Origin of the sequence: Paenibacillus sp. USDA918EY, from assembly GCF_009870825.1 — a bacterium.
Lineage (GTDB): Bacteria > Bacillota > Bacilli > Paenibacillales > Paenibacillaceae > Paenibacillus_AQ > Paenibacillus_AQ albilobatus.
Genome location: NZ_WTWY01000027.1, coordinates 1 through 19153, shown reverse-complemented (window position 1 = coordinate 19153; position 19153 = coordinate 1). Strand labels below are relative to the sequence as shown.

Here is a 19153-nt window from a genome sequence, read left to right as displayed (position 1 = left end):
CTTTGTCATTTTTACTGTAACTATTTAATTTGTGCTGTAACGATAATTTTTAATGTCAGATACCGTTCGATGATAGACATCAGTCACTTTCGGGTGCCCGATCAAGGCCGAATTCCTTGGCACCGGGAAGCGGGGGAACCACTTTGGGTGAATTGATCTCGCAGTAAAGGGATCATAGGGGACGACCTTCAACCGAATCCTTAAGCTAACCTCGCAGGCAACATGGAAGGGGATTATGTTTTGAAAAAGAAGTTGACAGCTGCTGTGCTTGGTTTGACGCTGATGTTCTCCATGGGAACCAGCGTATTCGCGCAATCTTCTCTGAATCATGTCGTGAACAGCACGATCGGCGTTTCCTACAAAACCGGCGGAACGACGACCAAAGGATTTGATTGCTCCGGTTTCACGCGTTACGTATACCAAAAGTTGGGTGTTTCCATCCCGCGCCAATCCAGTGCCCAATTTAAAATCGGCACCGCCGTCTCCAAAAGCAATTTGCGTGCCGGAGATCTGGTATTCTTCAATACGACCGGCGCGGGCGTTTCCCATGTCGGCGTTTACATCGGAAACGGAAGCTTTGCGCATTCCTCTTCTTCGAAGGGCGTTACCATCAGCAAGCTCAGCAACAGCTATTTCGCCAACCGCTACATTGGCGCCAAACGTGTCATGAGTACCGCTAAATACAAAGCGGCCGTCTACAACTAAGAAACTTACCCATAAACATACGAAAAGCTTACGGTGCCCGCGCGGAGATTTTTGCCGAAATCCCTCGCGGGTTTCTTGTTACTAATTAGACGCTCCAAACCGTTAAAAGGTAACAACTTTCAAAAAAAAATTTTATTCGATCTTTCTTCATTCTATTTCTCCGTCCGTTTACTATGAATATAAACCTCTTGTCCAACAAATAAACCTTTTTTCCTATAAAATGCTCTATAATGCCCCTAGATCGGCAATCATTTTGCAAAAATCCCGAAATGCTGTTGAATTTTTCGTATATTTACGATAGAAACAATTGCCAAAACGTCATTCCTTTGTTACAATAGGTCCAGTGTTAGTAACAACTTTGTAATCTTTGCTGTATGACAGCATTTAGAAGATGTTTTTCCGATGGATATAGTGTAAAAAGTCAGATGCCGAATTTCCTCACACTAGGAAAGCGGGGGAACCATTTACGGGTGAATTGATCTTGCAACAGAGGGATCATAGGGGACCTTCTACCGAATCCTTAAGCTAACCTCGCAGGCACTCGGAAGGAGTATTGGGCTTGAAAAAGAAGCTAGCAGCAGCAGTCATGAGTTTTGCCATCGTATTTACCGTCGGCGCCGGAAGCGCTTTCGCCGATTCTAAAATGGACAAAGTCATCGACGATGTTCTCGGTACGAAATACAGATCCGGAGGTACGACGACAAGCGGTTTCGACTGCTCCGGGTTTACGATGTACGTATTCAAGCATCTCGGCATTAACTTGCCCCATCAATCCGGATCGCAGTTCAGCATGGGCACTTCCGTATCCCGCAGCGACTTGAGAGCAGGAGACCTCGTATTCTTCAATACATCCGGCTCCGGTGTATCTCATGTCGGCATTTACGTCGGAGACGGCAAATTCGCACATGCTTCGACTTCCCGCGGCGTTGTCGTCAGTTCGCTTAGCGAAAGCTATTACGTCAACCGCTACGTTGGCGCGAAACGTGTCATGAGCTCGGATACCTACCAGGCATCCGCCGTTGATTCCGAAGATAACGATGACGTTCAATAACATTCCGCAGCACTGGAACGGTATGTACGACCAGCCCGTACTTTGAGATTTTTGCCGAAATCTCAGTACGGGATTTTTTTGCGCCTGCCGCGGCATCCGTCAGGAATAGATTTTCTTGAATAGTCAAATGCTACATAGTAGCGGACGTCTCTTAAGAAAGGAGGCTTTCTGGGTGAACGTTTCGAAGGAGGCATTTACCGTAGCTCCAATGACGCGTGAGCAGGCCGAAGCCTGCTGCGGCTGGACGTATGAACCGCCTTACGACCGGATCTATGCCTGGCTGCCTTGGGAGCAAATGGAAGCGCTTGGCATTGAGCTCGGCGATCCCGATTTGCGGAGGCAGCAGTATGTGTCGGTTCTGGACGGGCAGGGCAGCCTGTGCGGCTTCGCACAGCTTTTTCCGATGGTCAACGTCGTTCGCCTCGGCATCGGCATGCGGCCCGATTTATGCGGCCAAGGGCTGGGGGCAAGCTTTATCCAGGCCGTCGTAGAAGCCGCCAAATCCCGCTTTCCCGGCCAGGAAATCGACTTGGAGGTACAGGACTGGAACTTGCGGGCGATTCGGGCTTACCTGAAAGCAGGCTTCGAAATTGCGGACATCTATGAAAAACCGGCGCCGGAGGGGACCGAACGTTTCTACTGCATGGTTTACGAGGGCACGAAGGCGCCGACGGCCTGATTTAGCGTCAGTTTTTTGGGGGACCATCGAACGGACGGTTTCGCAAAATTTCATTTCATCCGTCCATTTGAAAAATGGTACGAATTTGTGTATTTTTAGTGGATTTGTGCTTGCTTTTGTTTGCTTTTTTGTCACAAAGTATTTGATGTACCGGCTTGTTCCGTTATAATGAAGAAATGAGAAGACTGCAGTTTACATAGAAAGGACGAAAACGGATGCAAAAATGGATCATGAGCGGTTTGATAACGATCGCATGCGTATTTGCCGTTGTGCTCATGTTTACGCTGCCAGGTAAAGAGCAGGTAGCCGAAGAAGAAAAACCAACCATGCCTGAAGTGACCATGGACGCTGCAGCGGCTGAAGCAACCATTAAAGCCCAAGGCTGCATCAGCTGCCACGGAGACCAGCTGCAGGGCGGCGTGGGACCGAACCTGCAAAAGATCGGAGCCCAAATGTCTGCTGAAGAACTTTATACGATCATTACTAAGGGCAGAGGCGGCATGCCTTCTTTCAAGGACAAACTGAAAAAAGAGGAAATCGCCAACGTTGCCGAGTGGCTTGCAGCCAAAAAATAATGGCCGTTTCTTTCGAGGGAATAAAAAAACACGCTTCGCGCAGCGACCGAAAGGTCTGTACGGAGCGTGTTTTTTGCTTTGCTATGCCATGTTCGTCTAGCGTTTCTCGCCTGAGCGCATTTTTTCGAACAATTCGTTAAACTGATGCGCTTCTTTGATGTCGAGGGCGGTAATGCCTCCGTCATCCCAGGAGGTCAACCGCAGCGTTACGTTCTTATGATCAATCGTAATGAAAGGATGGTGATCGAAGGCTTCGGAAATCGTCGCCACCTCGTCGACGAACGAAATCCCTTTCATGAAGTTGGAAAAAATGAATTTGCGCACGATCCAGCGCCCTTCCTCCAACTGCCAGCCTTCCAGCTTCGCCAAATGCGCTTCCACTTCTTCTTGCGTGTAAACCATATTCTCATTTCCTCCCTGAAACAAAAACGCCCTAGTATCGAAATTAACAAGAATGTCGCTTAGCCCGGCTCCTTGTTAACTTCTCCCATTGTATTCCGATCGATGAATAAATATGAATATGGCCGTCCTCCGTGGCCAAGCACTTGTTTTATCTTACCATGACGGATATTCAAAAATCCATTCGGCCCTTGGACTAGATGAGTGGGACTACAGTCAGTCCCTCGTCCCCGATCAGCAGGTTGATCCGGTGGTTGTCCTTGTCGTACATGACTACGCCGCTGCCTACTTCGATCACCGGTTCGGTTCCCAAGGCATAAAAAAGATCCTCCGCAAGAGCCTCATGTACCTCCCGTTGCTCTTCAGGACTCAGTCCCACCCATTCGCCCCCGTCCATTTCGAAAAACAGGTAGCTGTCGGGAATCCCTCCCACCGCTTCCGTTAAATCCTTCAATATTTCGTCATATTCACGCCCATGTTTTACTCCCATGGCTTTACCTCCATCTGGTCACATATCGTCTGAACGAAATTTACGCCGAGCTCTATTTCCATCCCTTTGCAGGCATGACGGAGCGCTTTTTTTTTCTTATTCCTGGTTCATTTTATGTAGGGACGGCGGCTCAAGCTGTACGATTCTCCCATGCGGCTAATAGGGCCGACGAACCCCTATGTTTCATTATACCGGAAAAACCCCCTTAAAAAAAAAGCCATTGCTGACGATAAATATTATAATCAGGTTTCTTGGTGCAGACACCATGCTGCAAGGATGCAAGCTTGGTGCACGAAAGGATTCAATTCTATTTCTCATGGATGAGGTGCGCAATGGAAATTTCAACACTTATCGGCCTAATACTCGGCTTGGTCGCAGTCCTGGTCGGCATGATACTCAAAGGTGCGCCTTTGGTATCCCTCCTCACCCCCGCCGCTTATGTCATTATCATCGGGGGTACGGCTGCTACGTTATTTATTGGTTTTCCGATGTCAGAGCTTAAAAAGTTTCCTAAGCTGCTGAAGATGGTTTTCGTCAAACAAAAGCTGGTGGAACGCCGGGAGCTCATCGCGATGTTCATGGAATGGGCCTCCATCACCCGCCGCGAAGGGCTGCTTGCCCTCGAAACCAAAGTCGAGGAAATCGACGATGCTTTCCTTCGCAACGGCATGCGGATGATTATCGACGGCAACGACCAGGATTTTGTGCGTGACGTTTTGATGGAAGATATTGCGGCGACGGAAGAACGGCATCGCGCAGGCGCTTTGCTTTTTTCCCAAGCCGGTATGTACGCCCCGTCTCTCGGGGTTCTCGGCGCCGTCGTCGGCCTGATTGCGGCCCTGACCAAAATGGAGAATATGGGCGAGCTCGCGCATGCCATCGGCGCAGCCTTTATTGCGACGCTCCTGGGGATTTTCACGGGTTACGTGCTGTGGCACCCGATCTCCAATAAGCTGAAACGTTTGTCCAAGAAGGAAATCGAGCTGAAACTCATGATGATCGAAGGGCTTCTGTCCATTCAATCCGGCGTATCCACGATTGCGATCAGCCAAAAGCTTTCCGTCTTCCTGACCCCTTCCGAGCGTGCTCAAATGAATGAGAAGGAGGATTCAACAGGTGAGCAAAAAGACTAAACATGAATCTCACGAGGAGCATGCGGACGAATCGTGGCTCCTTCCGTATTCCGACCTGCTGACCCTGCTTCTCGCCCTGTTTATCGTAATGTACGCCATGAGCGCGACGGACAATAAAAAGTTCGAGGAAATGAGCAAAGCGTTTAATACCGCGCTCAGCACGGGCACCGGGGTGCTCAATTTCAGCTCCGCCCTGCCTTCGGACAAGAACCTCGACAAAGGCAAGAAAGACAGCCAAAACGACGTGGTGAACAGCGAAGAACGGAAAAGGCAAAAAGCCCAGCTTGCGAAGCAGGAACAAGAAGATTTGGAAAAGCTGAAAAAGCAGCTGGATCAATATATTAAAAACAACGGGTTGACCAATCTGCTCAATACGAAGCTGAACCAATCCGAGCTGACCATCACGATCAGCGACAATGCGCTATTCGCCTCGGGGAGCGCGTCCGTAAAACCCGAATCGCGCCAGTTGGCCTTAGCGATCAGCAACATGCTGCAGAAGTTCCCGGATTATAACGTCGTCGTCTCGGGACATACCGATAATATGCCGATCTCCAACAGCGAATATGCTTCGAACTGGGATTTGAGCTCCGACCGGGCCCTTCACTTCATGAAAATTCTGCTGGCGAATCCGAAGCTGAATCCGGCCATGTTCACGTCGAAAGCGTTCGGCGAATACCATCCGGTTGCTTCCAACGATACAACCCAGGGCCGGGCGATGAACCGCCGGGTCGAAGTTTCGATCATCCGCAAATATACGGACGCGGCGCAGCAAATGCAGGTACAAAATCCCTAATCCCGGATAATAATAAAAGCTGTATTGTCGTTTACAAACGATCATACAGCTTTTTTGTGTATTCTGCGGCAGGCCTGCATTCTATTGAAGCTCGTAGTGGAGCAAGCGGCCCAGTTCTTTTTTTTCGGCTTCGGTCAGATCGCGCCATTTGCCCTTCGGAAGCGAACCGAGATGGATGTTCATGATCCGGATACGCTGAAGCTTGCGCACGGAATAACCGAAGCTGCTGCACATCCGGCGGATTTGCCGGTTTTTCCCCTCCGTCAAAACGATTTTGAATACCCGGTCGGAGATCCGCGTTACTTTGCAGGGAAGCGTCATTTCCCCCAAAATTTTGACCCCGCCGGCCATCCCCGTGAGAAACGAGGTCGTCACCGGCTTGTCCACCGTCACGATGTATTCTTTTTCATGTTTGCCTTCGGAACGCAATATTTTGTTGACGACGTCCCCGTCGCTGGTCAGCAGAATAAGCCCTTCCGAATCCTTGTCCAACCTTCCGATCGGAAAAATCCGCTCCGGGTGTCCGACAAAATCGACGATATTGCCTTTGATATGCTGCTCCGTCGTGCTTGTGATGCCCACGGGTTTATGCAGGGCGATGTACACATGATGTTTCTTTTTGGCCTGCAGCGGTTGTCCGTCGATCAGCACATCGTCCCCTTCCTCCGCCTGGCTTCCGAGCACCGCAACGACGCCGTTAATCGTCACTTTGCCGCTCTCTACCAGCTTGTCGGCCTCACGCCGGGAGCAAAACCCCGTCTCGCTGATAAATTTATTAATTCGCAATGGGTCCTTCCCCCTCAAGATTGTTGTCTGATTCCATCTCCCATGCAATAGGCAGAACGATATCCACCCTCGTGCCTTTGCCCGGCTTGCTGAATATCTCCATCATGCCCTTATGGCCTTCAATAATACCCTGGCTGATCATCAAGCCAAGACCGGTTCCGTTCTCTTTGCTCGTAAAAAACGGCTCGCCGAGTTTCGGCAGGATATGGCTCGGAATCCCGATCCCTTGGTCCGTAATCGTGATTCCGATTTCCTCCCGGCTTAACCTGAAGAGCTCGATCCGGATCACGCCGCCGTTTTCCATCGCTTCAATCGCATTTTTGATGATGTTGATAAACACCTGCTTCATCTGGTTTTCTTCGCAATGGACTTTGTAGTCTTCAGGCTCAAACTCGAATTGGAACTCGATGTCGTACAAATGCGCCTGGCTGTCGAGAAGATTCACGACGTCGCTCAGAATGCTCCGAATGCTTTTCACCTGAAACTGGGTCGCCTGCGGCTTGGCCAAAATCAAAAACTCGCTCACGATCAAATTGATGCGGTCAAGCTCCGACAGCATGATCTCGTTATGCTGCGGCGACACATGATTGGTTTCGCGCTGAAGCTGCAGAAATCCGCGCAGCGTCGTCAGCGGGTTCCGTATTTCATGCGCCACGCCCGCGGCAAGCTGTCCGACGGTCGTCAGCTTTTCCGAACGCCGCAGCAGCTCCTCCATCTTGTTCCGTTCGGTCATGTCGCGGGAGACGCTGATAAAGGACGTGATCTGCCCGTCCTCGTCTTTGACGGGGGCAGTGCTGATGCTGACCTCGACCAGGGAACCGTCCTTCCGAACGCGCAGCGTTTCGGTAGGAGGCAGCTGTTCCCCTTTTCTGAGGGACTCGATGTTCTTACGCTCTTCTTCCTCCAAAAAATCGGGAACGATCTGCAGCTTTTTCCCGACGACTTCATGGCTTCTCCAGCCGTACAGATCCTCAAAGGCTTTATTAACCTGGATGACCCGGCCCGACCAGTCCACCGTATGAATCGCATCCGCAATTTGCTGAATAATCGATTCCAAATGATCTTTCACCGATTTGTTTTCCTCGGCCGCCTGCTTCAGCTGATCGGTATAATCATGAAGGCTGGTCGTCATGGCATTGATCCGGGAAGACAACAACCCGAGCTCGTCCTTGCTGTCGATCGTAAGCGGCGTGTCGAACCGACCCTCCGTGACGTCCTTAACCTTGGCTAGAATCGATTCCATCGGGCGGATAATATATCCTGCCAGCACGTAACTTCCGAGCAGCACAATAACAAGCAGGGATGCCGAAATGGCGATATAATTGATCAGCTGCTCGTTCAGCACCTTCGAGATCGTTTGGTAGTCCGTCACGATGCTGATAATGTAAACGGATTGGTCCGGATTAAATACCGGGATAAAGCTCTTGAGCACCTTTTTGCCGTTAATCTTTTGTTCGAAAATAACGTTGGAACCGGTGCCGATGGCCCGGGACACCGCTTCTTTGTCTTTTTCCAAATCTCCATAACGATAGGTCCCGTACTGAATGGGACGGTTGCGCAATTTTATATTATACCCGTCGAAACCGGTGGCTGTCATATTCTTGTTGCCAAAAGTCCGGGGATTGATACATGTGATTTCGAGAATATTTTGGTTAACCAGCTTCGTTTTTTCGAGAATCGCTTCAGGGCTGACCAATTTCGCGTAATTGTTGACGATGTCGCTTCTAATGAAGGGATCGATCATGTAGTTGCGTTTTCCGTCATAATAGTAGCCCCATTTGTCGATAAAGTCGGGATTTGACGTCGAATATTCGAAAGGGCCCGTCCAGAAATGATCCAGGGACATTCCCTGGGAAACGGTTACTTTCTGCATGTTGAACAGCTGCTGGAATGCGGTAAACCAGAATCCCCAGTCGCGCGTGGACAACCCGAGCTCGCTTGGGTCGGAGGACCTGACGACGATAATGTCGTCCGCAGTTCTTACCAGCAAAGAGATGTGGGTAACGCCGACCTCCTTGCTTAATTTCCGAAGCTGTTCATTATCAATATCTTGGTAATCCGCAGGCAGCTCCTTGGCGGCAAGGATTGCAGCCATCCGAAGCAGCTCCCCCGCTTCCTCCTCCACGTATTTCGAGCTGTACTGGCTCTGCTCGATGGAGGCGGCAATCTGCCTGGCGGCAACCAGCATTTTGCTTTCGCTATCCCTTTTCAGATTGGCTTGCGTCGTGTAAAAACTGAGAAGAATATATAAAAGCAAAATTAACAGCAGGGAGCCAGACATGACCAAGGTTAATTTATACTTTATGGACAAAGGATCACCTCGTGGCAAAAAAGAACTTTGGCGAAAAATGACAATACTCTATCATCATAACCCCAAAACTACATATTTGAAAAGACAGATAAAATATGCATTTTTTTATTGCACTCAGGTTTTTCGTCTTGTCTTGCGTTGATATTTGAGTCATCCTTCTCTACAATAGATAAAATGTATCACCGCTGTACACTTAGTTGAAAAAAACGGATATTTGCGAACCGCATCATTTGAACAAGGACATGCACATGGCCGGAATAACTTATGCACGTTATGCACATATTCACATTTTGTTAGGAGTAAATTGTGGACAATTCTGTGTGCAAGTAAAAAGTTATCCACAAATATATGCACAGCATGTTAACATTCGAATGCCTGTTCGCTGAATAAACCTCAAGCGTTATAAAAGGGGGATTTTTATTTTGGAAGAGAAACCAATTCATCCTCTTTCTGTGGATGAATCTGTGGATAAGGCTGTGCATGAACGGTGGATGAAAGAAGCGATTGCTGAAGCGAAGCGGGCCGAAGCCATCGGAGAAGTGCCGATCGGCGCCGTGATCGTCCGGGGTGACGAAATTATCGGCCGCGGGTACAATCTTCGCGAAACGTCCCAGGATGCCACCGCGCACGCGGAAATCGTCGCCATCCGCGAGGCCAGCCAGGCGATCGGCGCATGGCGTCTGCTGGACTGCCGGCTTTATGTCACGCTGGAGCCTTGTCCGATGTGCGCCGGGGCGATCGTCCAATCCCGGATTCCGCAGGTGATTTTCGGGACGGGGGACCCTAAGGCAGGCTGCGCCGGCACGCTGATGAACCTTTTGCAGGAGCCGCGGTTTAATCACCGGACGGAGGTCGTGAGCGGCATCTTGCAGGAAGAATGCGCGTCCATGCTGACTCAATTTTTCCGCAAGCTCCGCGGCAAGGTGTGAAAAACGTTTGTAAAAAAAATTTCTTTTGTGCATCAGTCTTTCTCGCCCCATGAGGCGCAGCCTTCATTAAAACAGAAAGCAAAACCACCCGGCTCGGGAAAACCCCGACCGGGTGGTTTTGTTTGTAAAACTTAGTAAGCTCCGCCCATTTTCTGCTGCAATTGCTCCATGGTAATAACGTCGCCTTCTTTTGGAATACCGATCTTGAACTCTTGTTTTTCGTTGATCTTGCTGTATTGGTTGTTTACTTCCATCGCCAGCTTCATGTTGTCCTTCGTTTCAGGATCGTTCATTTCGACGTTGATCACAGCGCTTTGGTAAGATGGGAAGTCCTTCTTGTCGATGGCCGTGTTAATGCTGAACTGGTTGATTTTCAGGTAGTTCTTCAATTCGTTCAGGCCTTTGCTCACTTCGTCTTTATTCGCGGAGCTCAGGTCTTTTTTGGCGTTATCGATTTCTTCCTTCGTCAGGCCAACCATTTCGCGATATTCGTCTTTTGCAAGAATGTCGAGAATTTTAGGCAGTGCTTGGTTGACGAAAATTTCCGCTGCTTCTTTCACGTTTTCATTCGTTACGTTAAACTGCACGACTTGCTTGGCATCCACGCCTTCCGGCAGGTTTGCGTCTTTGGTGTTGATGTCTTTGAAATATTTTTTGCCGTCGTATTCTTCGAATAACGTATTCATGACTTCGTTCGACAGCTGCTGCGCTTTTTTCTGATCTAAGGAATCCGGTTTAAACGTCGTACCGCCTTGTTCGGCAAGTTCCTTCATGTCCAGAACCAGGTACTTGTTGACTACATCTTCCGGAAGCGGCAGCATCGGGATGCTTGGAATTTTAACGTATAGTTTCTCTTTCGTCATGACCATCGGGATGTTGAAGCTCATGGACATGTCGCCCTTCAGGTTAATTCCCATGGTAAGCTCCGTTTGCATCGGATCGTTTTGATATACCCCATCAATTGTCAATTCAGCGTTTTTGAGCATGCTCATGACTTGGCTGGCAGCTTCGTTGTCCGCGGTTTCCTTGCTGGATACCTGCAGGTCTTTGATAACCACCTTGCTCTTCATTTCGTATGAAGTCATTTTCATCGCATTCCCCGTGGCGCTCTTCATGGCGTCTTTCGGATCCTGCTTGCTCGTGCATCCTGCAAGTACCACTGTCATGGATAAGATCAGTGTCAGAATCAGGATTGCAAACTTCTTGTTCATTACCTTCTCTCCTCTCTTTCTCTAGGGCAAATAACACACCTTTTCATCATAAACCATTTTTAGGATAACTGGAACAGATTTTTGGAAATTTTATGATTGGAAAATAATAAATTTCCTTTTTTACCTGCATTGTGAGCTCACATTGCATAATACGGAAAATATATTCCTTGGTTTCAAAAATGGCGGGCAGCTGATTTGGAGTATTGTTATACCTATAGAAAACGGCAAAAAAGCACTTCGGCTCCGCCAAAATGCTTTTTCCTTTTCCAGTTATGTTGTTTGAGGTTATCCTTCTTTATTCAAATGATCCACATGATTACGGTTTTTTACCTTTTTCGACCCGGAAAGAGGTTCCTGCATCGTATTTTCGTCCTCCCGGCGATGCTGCCGCTGCTCCCGACGCTGGGCTTCGGGTACGGGAATGGCTTTCGGTTTGCTCATCTGAATTCACCCCAATGTCGGATTAAGAGTGCTGATGGGTCATGTCGGTCGTCTTGTCATGGTTCAGCGCATCCTGATGCCTGCGGTCGTTCGTATCCTGCTGGATTTGCTGGGCATGATGGCTGTTGACCGCCATTTGGTTCAAATCATCCACAACGTTGCTTAAGTTCTTGTCCAGACCGTTTTTCGCTTTCGTCATCTCTTTCCCTCTTTTCCCTGTTAAACGTGATGAGTCACATCGTGAAGCGCCTGGGCGCATTCATGAATCTGGCGGGTGTATCCTTGGGTCATATCCTGGATGACCTCGGTGCGCTCATCCACCGTTTGCCCGTCGCGTTCCACGTCGACCAGATCCACCTTGACCTCCCGAGTATCCAGGTAGGAGCACTGAAAATCAAAAGAGTACATCGTGCGTCCGGCGGAATCGATGTGAATTCGGAGCGCATTCGGATTGGCCTCGTCCGCGAACACTTGAGCGGTATCCGAGGGCTCAAGGTTTTGCGGCAACTGCGACTGCCAAGCTTGAACAAGCTGATCCTGATCGAGTTGAAATTCTCGGTTCATTTCATCACACCTCCCCTGCACTTTAATGTGTGGAGAAGACGGTGGATTTATTCGCTCTTGGCTCGGCGTATTCACCATTCCTTATGATTGCGGGTTTTCTGTAGAGTTAATGGAGAAGAAATCCTATAAAACAAAAAAGAAGCCAATCCGCGTTCGGATGACTTCTGTCGTTTGCTATTCTGGCGGAGAGGATGGGATTCGAACCCATGTGGGCTTGCACCCTAACGGTTTTCAAGACCGCCCCGTTATGACCGCTTCGGTACCTCTCCGTATGGTATAAATATCAAATGTCACGTTAGGCGTAACAAAAATATTATACCATAATTTATTTTATTGATCAAGCTTATTTCTGTTTTGGAGCAATGACCTTTACGTTCCCCATATAAGGCTGCAGAACGTCAGGCACGATCACGCTGCCGTCTTCCTGCTGGTAATTTTCCAAGATGGCCGCAACCGTACGTCCCACGGCGAGCGCGGAACCATTAAGCGTATGCACGAACTCGGGTTTCGCCTTCGGCTCCGGACGATACCGGATATTGGCACGGCGAGCCTGAAAATCCTCCGTATTCGAGCACGACGAAATTTCGCGGTACATACCGCTTTCAGGCAGCCATACTTCAAGGTCATACGTTTTGGCCGCGGAAAAGCCCATATCGCCCGTACTCAGCGTCATGACGCGGTATGGCAGCTTCAGCAGCTGCAGCACATGCTCGGCGTCGGCCGTCATTTTTTCCAGCTCTTCGTACGACTTTTCCGGATCCACGATTTTCACCAGCTCGACTTTGTTAAATTGGTGCTGGCGAATAAGACCGCGCGTATCCCGTCCCGCGGAACCGGCTTCTGAACGGAAGCAGGAGCTATAAGCCACGAAATGTTTCGGCAGGTCCTCGGACGTCAAAATTTCGTCGCGGTAATAGTTCGTGACAGGCACCTCGGCCGTAGGAATCAAATAATAGTCGGTATCGCGTATTTTAAACAAATCTTCCTCGAACTTCGGCAGCTGTCCCGTTCCGCGCAAACTGTCCCCGTTCACGATGTACGGCGGCAGCATTTCCTCATAACCATGCTCTCCGCTGTGAAGGTCCATCATGAAGTTGATCAAAGCGCGCTCCAATCGGGCCCCAAGCCCTTTGTAGAAAGTAAAGCGCGAGCCCGTTACTTTAGCCGCCGCCTCAAAATCCAGAATATCAAGCCCCTGCGCGATGTCCCAGTGAGCCTTCGGTTCGAAATCGAACTTTCTTGGCTCGGACCAGCGGCGGATTTCGATGTTGTCCTCTTCGGAAGCGCCTACAGGAACGGACTCGTGCGGAATATTCGGAATCGCCATCATCAGCTCGGAAATGGAAGCCTCAAGCTCGCGCACTTCCTCGTCCAAAGCTTTGATCCGGTCCGATACTTCGCGCATCTCCAGGATCAGCTCTTCCGCGTCCTCTTTGTTCTTCTTGCGTTTTGCCACTTCGCCCGACACGACGTTGCGGCGGTTTTTCAACGCTTCGCTTTCCTGCAGCAGTTCTCTGCGGCGTGTGTCAAGCTCCGGAAAACCTGCGATCAAATCCAGCGATTTGTTGCGGTTTTTCAGCGCCTGTTCGACTTTCCCAAAATCGGTCCGCAATATTTTTACATCCAGCATTCCAAAATTCCTCCCAAAATGGTTACATAGATCCGGCCGAATTCCTTAATCTTTTTCATTTAAATCCTTCATTCGTACATCTGAAGAAAAACTTCCACCAACATACTTTTTAAAGGAAGCAGACCACGTCCAACCGAAGTTTTTCTTGAGATATAAGGATGCTCATTTTTGAACAACGAATCCTTCTTATCCTTCTTGCATCTTCAAAAAAAGAACCCCGACCCTTGTAGCAGATGGGCCAGCCGGCCGGCCCCGGGAATACCGGAACAAACGGCAAGCTGACAATCCGCTTATCCAAAGCTTACCCTATTTGGGGGCTTTAGATATCATAAAAAGAGTCAAGGTGTCTGTCATGTTATATATCGGCACAAACGCAGGGTTTTATGACGCTTGTACGGCTTTGACCATATCCACGAAATATTGATGGAGCCGGTAGTCGTCCGTCAGCTCCGGATGGAACGAAGAGGCCAGCAAATGCCCTTGTCTCGCCGCTACGATTTCTTCGTTGTAAGAGGATAATACGTCCACCTGGTCCCCTACGCTGCGGATGAGCGGCGCGCGAATAAACACGGCCCGAATCGGCTCGTCAATGCCTTTGACGTCCAGATCGGTCTCAAAGCTTTCCCTTTGGCGTCCGAACGCATTGCGGGCCACGGTTATGTCCATCAGCCCCAGATGGGCTTCTTCCTGACCCTCAATCGTTTTGGCAAGCACAATAAGGCCTGCGCAGGTGCCAAAAATCGGCTTGCCTGCCGCGGAAAATTCGCGTATCGCATCGATAAAATCGTATTTTCGCATCAATTTACCGATCGTCGTGCTTTCGCCGCCGGGAATGATCAGGCCTTGTATATCCTGAAGCTCTTCCGTTTTCTTGATGGCGACGCCCTCCGCCCCTGCAAGCTCAATGCTGCGAATATGTTCTGCTACGGCACCTTGAAGTGCCAACACCCCGATTTTCATCTATGTCCAGCCTTCTCTCTTACCAGCCTCGATCCGACATCCGTTCAGCCGGACTAAGCTTCGAAATCTCGATGCCTTTCATAGGAGCCCCGAGGTTCTTCGAAACTTCGGCGATCAGCTTGTAATCTTTGTAATGGGTGGTTGCTTCCACGATCGCGCGCGCGAATTTCTCGGGGTTGTCCGATTTGAAAATGCCGGAACCAACGAACACCCCATCGGCGCCCAAATGCATCATCAGCGCGGCGTCGGCCGGTGTTGCCACACCGCCTGCAGCAAAGTTGACGACCGGAAGTTTGCCGTTCTCATGTACGCCAAGAAGAAGGTCGTAAGGCACGCCCAGGTTTTTCGCTTCCGCATACAGCTCGTCCTTCGACATGCTTTGCACCTTGCGAATTTGGCTGTTAATGAGGCGCATATGACGGACGGCTTCCACGATATTGCCTGTTCCCGGCTCGCCTTTCGTACGGATCATCGACGCGCCTTCGCCGATCCGGCGGAGCGCCTCACCAAGATCCTTTGCGCCGCATACGAAAGGAACGGTAAAGTCCCATTTATCGATATGGAACACTTCATCGGCAGGAGTCAACACTTCACTCTCGTCGAGATAATCGACGCCCAGGGATTCCAGCACTTTAGCTTCCACGTAATGGCCGATACGGGCTTTCGCCATAACCGGAATGGATACCACTTTCATTACTTCCTCGACAATCGTCGGGTCCGCCATACGGGCTACCCCTCCGGCTGCGCGAATATCGGATGGCACACGCTCCAATGCCATGACGGCCGTTGCGCCTGCCGCCTCGGCGATTTTTGCCTGCTCAGCATTCATGACGTCCATGATGACGCCGCCTTTTTGCATTTCCGCCATGCCTCTTTTTACTCTCGAAGTCCCTGTTTCCATGTCCACGCCTCCCGAAAATGTGTGTCTTCTTATTCTATAAGCGAATGCTTTTTGAATATCTTAAAAAAGATTTTTTATTCCGTCAAACAAATCGGAAAACATTTCTCCGATAGCCCGGAAGAATAAACGAATCCAGCTGCCTTTTTCGACTTCTTCGGAAGTTACCAGATTCACCGTCTTGGTTTGGGCTTGGTCCATTCCCGCAGCTTTGTACGTATAGGTTATAGTCCCGACCTTCGTTCCCTTCTCGATCGGCGCTACCAGCTTATCGGCCGGCTCGAGTTGCGTTTTGAACTGAACGCCTTTGACGTCGCTGCCCTTCGGCACGACGAAGCTGACGTCTCCGTCGGTTACGACGCCAACGCTCGTTTCTACGCCTTTCTTCACGGGCACGCTGTCCAAGCCTTGAACTTTGGACTTGCCGGGTACGACCTGTTTAACTTCGAAATTGTCGAAACCGAAGTCCAAAACCTTTTTCGTTTCCGTAAAACGGTGAGCTTCGGAATCAGCCCCCATGACGACGCTGATCAAGCGCATGCCGTTGCGTACGGCCGTGCCCGTAAAGCAGTTGCCCGCATTTTGGGTGTGCCCGGTTTTCAGGCCGTCCAGACCCGGATATGCATAAGCTTTGAAGTTCGGGATGTTCTTATTCGCTTCCAGCATCCAGTTGTAGTTCACGATGGGTGCTTTATCGCGCTCCCGGAATTTGTACGATTGAATCGCCGTGAATTGGGCGTAGTCCGGATGGTCCTTCACGATATGCAAGCCGAGAATGGCAGCGTCCATTGCCGACATGACGTCTTCCTTGTCGGTGTCCGGCTGGAATTTGGCAGGCATGTCCTTTTTATCAAGGCCGGTCGCATTAATGAAATACGCGGTCTTCATGCCCATTTGCTTGGCCGTTTCGTTCATCAGCTTCACGAATTCCTGTTCGGAGCCGGCTACGCGTTCGGCAAGGGCTACCGTTGCGTCATTCGCCGAGCCTACAGCCATGGCAATATACAGCTCCTTAACCGTATGCACGTCTCCCTGGGCCAAAAAAATACGCGAACCGATCGTTTTGGCCGCATTTTCCCCAACCGTGACCTTATCCGTCCATTTCAGTTTCCCCTGCTTGACCTGCTCAGCGACGATATACTCGGTCATCATTTTGGTCATGCTGGCCGGCGGAAGCGGCTCATCGGCATTCATCGACAAAAGCACCTGACCGGTTGTAGGTTCAATCAAAACTGCGGACTTCAAGTTCAAATCCGGTTTCTGAATGCTGCCTGCCACCGAAGTCGAACTGTTCGCTTGCGCATTCGTAGTCGTCTGCGCCTTTTCCGCAAACACCATCGTGGCAGGTAAAGCGGTTAAGCAAAGCATATTCAAAAGCATAACCGAAGCTACGCTCTTTTTAACGAAGTGACGTTTGTTCTTTTTGTGGCCATGACGGCCGGATAATTTCCATTTCTTACTCAATGAATTGTTAACTCCCCTCTTGCCCATAAAATCTCGCTTGTTCTATTCTATCACAGGGAATTAAGCAAAAAAAGACAGACAGGCCTAAATTCGGCCTGTCTGTACAAGAAGATGTTGGTTAAGTGCAAACCATCTTCGAATTTATACGGAGTAGTTTGGAGCTTCCTTCGTGATTTGTACGTCATGCGGATGGCTTTCGCGAAGGCCTGCGCCCGTGATGCGGACGAATTGGGTATCCTCGCGGAGCTCCTCCAGGTTTTTCGTGCCGCAATATCCCATGCCGGAGCGCAGACCGCCGATCAGTTGATGGATCGTGTCCTTCAGCGGGCCTTTATAGGCCACTCGTCCTTCGATGCCTTCCGGTACGAGCTTCTTGTCGTCGTCCTGGAAGTAACGGTCCTTGCTGCCCTGTTTCATTGCAGCCATGGAGCCCATGCCGCGGTATACCTTGTAGCGGCGTCCTTGGTAAATTTCCGATTCGCCGGGGCTTTCTTCCGTGCCGGCAAACATGCTTCCGAGCATGACCGCGTGTCCGCCTGCGGCCAATGCCTTCGTAATTTCACCGGAGTATTTGATGCCGCCGTCGGCGATCAACGGAATGCCGTATTCGCGGGCGACCTGCGCGCAGTCGTAAATCGCCGTGATTTGCGGTACGCCGATACCGGCAATGACACGCGTCGTACAGATGGAACCAGGTCCGATGCCGACTTTAACGACGGAAGCGCCGGCTTCAATCAGGTCGCGTGTTGCTTCACCGGTTGCAACGTTGCCGGCTACGATGGTAAGTTCCGGATACAAGCCGCGAAGCTTGCGGACAAAATCAAGAATGTTAATATGATGTCCGTGCGCGGAATCGACCACAATCATGTCGACGCCCGCTTTTACCAGCGCTTCGGCGCGGTCAAGGCCGTCCTTGGAAATACCGATCGCTGCGCCGACCAAAAGGCGTCCTTGCGCATCCTTCGCCGCATTCGGGAACTGGATCGCTTTTTCGATGTCCTTGATCGTAATAAGCCCTTTCAGGACGTTGTTATCGTCAACCAAAGGAAGCTTTTCGATTTTATGCTTTTGCAAAATGATTTCGGCTTCTTGCAGCGTCGTGCCGACCGGAGCCGTTACGAGGTTTTCTCTCGTCATCACTTCTTTGATTTGGATGCTATAGTCGTGTACAAAACGCAGGTCGCGGTTTGTCAAAATCCCCACAAGCTTGTGCTGCTCGTCCACAATCGGAACGCCGGAGATCCGGAACTTGGCCATCACTTGCTCGGCATCGGAAACAAGGTGGTCGGGAGTCAAGGAAAATGGATTTGTAATGACGCCGCTTTCGGAGCGTTTTACGCGGTCTACTTCTTCAGCTTGCTGCTCAACGGGCATGTTTTTGTGGATGACCCCGATCCCGCCTTCTCTTGCGATCGCGATGGCCATTGCGGATTCGGTTACGGTATCCATGCCGGCGCTGATCAGCGGAATGTTGAGCTTCACATGTTTGCTTAATCTCGTGGACACGTCCACTTCCTTCGGCAGCACCTCAGACTTACGCGGCACCAGCAACACATCGTCAAAAGTAAATCCTTCTTTACTGAATTTGTCTTCCCACACCTTGGAACTTCCCCCTCATTGTCATGTATTGTTTTCGTCAAAACCCTTATACTACAAGGCTTTAAAATCGCTTGAAAATCGTTTTCTGAAAATATATTATTGCCATCTTAGCAAAGGCGCCGCAAAGCTGTCAAGGAATTGAACATGGTAAAACAAACAGAAAATGCACTTGTCTAATGTCTGAACATATATGTCCACTGGTAAAAGACAACGGCTTATAAAAAGACATCTCTTGGCTGGATGTCCAAAATTCGTCAGCGTTACTTCAGATGTTATTTTGTTTAGCTATTCCGCTGCTGGCTTCCATCACACTTACGAGCAATGCCTGTGCGCCCCCCCATGCCCAGCGGGATTATAAATATTGGCTTCAAATGAGAAGCACCCAACGGACAAGTATCCATGGATTCTTATTATGGCGCGATTCATTCCTTCGTTATCCATGAAGCATGGTTACAACACCTGAATAAAACAAAAACCACTGTCGATTATACATCAACAGTGGTCCTTCGCTTGGCAACGTCCTACTCTCCCAGGA

20 protein-coding genes, 1 tRNA gene and 2 riboswitches are annotated in these 19153 nt (G+C 49.9%); of the genes, 7 read left to right on the top strand and 14 right to left on the bottom strand.

All coding sequences use genetic code 11. From position 1 onward, the window contains the following. The first annotated feature begins 95 nt into the window (after positions 1–95). Positions 96–235: riboswitch (cyclic di-AMP (ydaO/yuaA leader) on the top strand. A gap of 5 nt (positions 236–240) precedes the next feature. The 4 genes from GQY55_RS29480 (at position 241) to GQY55_RS29465 (ending at position 3010) form a co-directional block, all read left to right on the top strand. Further along, positions 241–705 carry a C40 family peptidase gene (locus GQY55_RS29480; RefSeq protein WP_160045489.1) on the top strand — a complete coding sequence of 155 codons (465 nt, stop codon included), beginning with the start codon at positions 241–243 and terminating at the stop codon, positions 703–705. Between the two features lie 416 nt (positions 706–1121). Next, a riboswitch (cyclic di-AMP (ydaO/yuaA leader) is annotated at positions 1122–1261 on the top strand. A gap of 3 nt (positions 1262–1264) precedes the next feature. After that, complete coding sequence (locus GQY55_RS29475) at positions 1265–1756, top strand: C40 family peptidase (RefSeq protein ID WP_160045488.1); 492 nt, start codon at positions 1265–1267, stop codon at positions 1754–1756. A 208-nt stretch (positions 1757–1964) separates the two neighbouring features. After that, on the top strand, positions 1965–2435 hold the full coding sequence (locus GQY55_RS29470) for a GNAT family N-acetyltransferase (protein WP_236575952.1): 471 nt from the start codon (positions 1965–1967) through the stop codon (positions 2433–2435). Between the two features lie 215 nt (positions 2436–2650). Then, on the top strand, positions 2651–3010 hold the full coding sequence (locus GQY55_RS29465) for a c-type cytochrome (RefSeq protein ID WP_160045487.1): 360 nt from the start codon (positions 2651–2653) through the stop codon (positions 3008–3010). Positions 3011–3106: 96 nt separating this feature from the next. Here GQY55_RS29465 and GQY55_RS29460 read toward each other — a convergent pair whose 3' ends face one another. Together GQY55_RS29460 and GQY55_RS29455 are read right to left on the bottom strand one after the other, a co-directional pair. Beyond that, entirely contained in the window at positions 3107–3412 is a 306-nt protein-coding gene (locus tag GQY55_RS29460; RefSeq protein WP_160045486.1) for a 4a-hydroxytetrahydrobiopterin dehydratase, read from the bottom strand. A 193-nt stretch (positions 3413–3605) separates the two neighbouring features. Beyond that, the gene (locus tag GQY55_RS29455) at positions 3606–3899 is read right to left on the bottom strand and encodes a hypothetical protein (RefSeq protein ID WP_160045485.1); all 294 of its coding nucleotides are present in this window, start codon (positions 3897–3899) and stop codon (positions 3606–3608) included. A gap of 332 nt (positions 3900–4231) precedes the next feature. Here GQY55_RS29455 and motA point away from each other — a divergent pair, with 332 nt between their 5' ends. Both motA and motB read left to right on the top strand, forming a co-directional pair. Continuing rightward, entirely contained in the window at positions 4232–5032 is an 801-nt protein-coding gene (gene motA / locus GQY55_RS29450; RefSeq protein WP_160045484.1) for a flagellar motor stator protein MotA, read from the top strand. Beyond that, positions 5016–5825: a flagellar motor protein MotB gene (motB, locus tag GQY55_RS29445; RefSeq protein ID WP_160045483.1), complete on the top strand. Its 810-nt coding sequence runs from the start codon at positions 5016–5018 to the stop codon at positions 5823–5825. The genes motA and motB overlap by 17 nt, the downstream gene beginning before the upstream one ends. Before the next feature lie 81 nt (positions 5826–5906). Here motB and rluF read toward each other — a convergent pair whose 3' ends face one another. Continuing rightward, complete coding sequence (gene rluF / locus GQY55_RS29440; RefSeq protein ID WP_160045482.1) at positions 5907–6611, bottom strand: 23S rRNA pseudouridine(2604) synthase RluF; 705 nt, start codon at positions 6609–6611, stop codon at positions 5907–5909. Next, complete coding sequence (locus tag GQY55_RS29435; protein ID WP_160045481.1) at positions 6601–8922, bottom strand: PAS domain S-box protein; 2322 nt, start codon at positions 8920–8922, stop codon at positions 6601–6603. Before GQY55_RS29435 ends, rluF begins: the two co-directional genes overlap by 11 nt. 452 nt (positions 8923–9374) lie before the next feature. On the opposite strand from GQY55_RS29435, the gene tadA reads away from it, so the two are divergent. After that, a complete protein-coding gene (tadA, locus tag GQY55_RS29430) occupies positions 9375–9851 on the top strand; it encodes a tRNA adenosine(34) deaminase TadA (RefSeq protein WP_268895086.1) in 477 nt (158 codons plus the stop codon). Between the two features lie 131 nt (positions 9852–9982). On the opposite strand, the gene GQY55_RS29425 is transcribed toward tadA, so the two are convergent. The 10 genes from GQY55_RS29425 to guaB all read right to left on the bottom strand — a co-directional run bounded on the left by GQY55_RS29425 (position 9983) and on the right by guaB (position 18618). Then, positions 9983–11062: a DUF6612 family protein gene (locus GQY55_RS29425; RefSeq protein ID WP_160045480.1), complete on the bottom strand. Its 1080-nt coding sequence runs from the start codon at positions 11060–11062 to the stop codon at positions 9983–9985. A 285-nt stretch (positions 11063–11347) separates the two neighbouring features. Continuing rightward, positions 11348–11503 (bottom strand): small acid-soluble spore protein P, encoded by a 156-nt coding sequence (locus GQY55_RS29420; protein WP_160045479.1) that lies wholly within the window; start codon positions 11501–11503, stop codon positions 11348–11350. 22 nt (positions 11504–11525) lie between these two features. Further along, entirely contained in the window at positions 11526–11702 is a 177-nt protein-coding gene (locus GQY55_RS31135; protein ID WP_201452269.1) for a hypothetical protein, read from the bottom strand. A gap of 20 nt (positions 11703–11722) precedes the next feature. Next, on the bottom strand, positions 11723–12067 hold the full coding sequence (locus tag GQY55_RS29415; RefSeq protein WP_160045478.1) for a hypothetical protein: 345 nt from the start codon (positions 12065–12067) through the stop codon (positions 11723–11725). A gap of 180 nt (positions 12068–12247) precedes the next feature. After that, positions 12248–12336, bottom strand: a tRNA-Ser gene (locus GQY55_RS29410). Between the two features lie 74 nt (positions 12337–12410). Beyond that, entirely contained in the window at positions 12411–13697 is a 1287-nt protein-coding gene (gene serS, locus GQY55_RS29405) for a serine--tRNA ligase (protein ID WP_160045477.1), read from the bottom strand. Positions 13698–14078: 381 nt separating this feature from the next. Next, on the bottom strand, positions 14079–14657 hold the full coding sequence (pdxT, locus tag GQY55_RS29400; protein ID WP_160045476.1) for a pyridoxal 5'-phosphate synthase glutaminase subunit PdxT: 579 nt from the start codon (positions 14655–14657) through the stop codon (positions 14079–14081). 19 nt (positions 14658–14676) lie between these two features. Continuing rightward, on the bottom strand, positions 14677–15558 hold the full coding sequence (pdxS, locus tag GQY55_RS29395) for a pyridoxal 5'-phosphate synthase lyase subunit PdxS (protein WP_160045475.1): 882 nt from the start codon (positions 15556–15558) through the stop codon (positions 14677–14679). Between the two features lie 60 nt (positions 15559–15618). Beyond that, the gene (locus GQY55_RS29390) at positions 15619–16935 is read right to left on the bottom strand and encodes a D-alanyl-D-alanine carboxypeptidase family protein (RefSeq protein WP_236575950.1); all 1317 of its coding nucleotides are present in this window, start codon (positions 16933–16935) and stop codon (positions 15619–15621) included. 225 nt (positions 16936–17160) lie between these two features. After that, entirely contained in the window at positions 17161–18618 is a 1458-nt protein-coding gene (gene guaB, locus GQY55_RS29385) for an IMP dehydrogenase (protein WP_160045473.1), read from the bottom strand. Positions 18619–19153 lie beyond the last annotated feature (535 nt).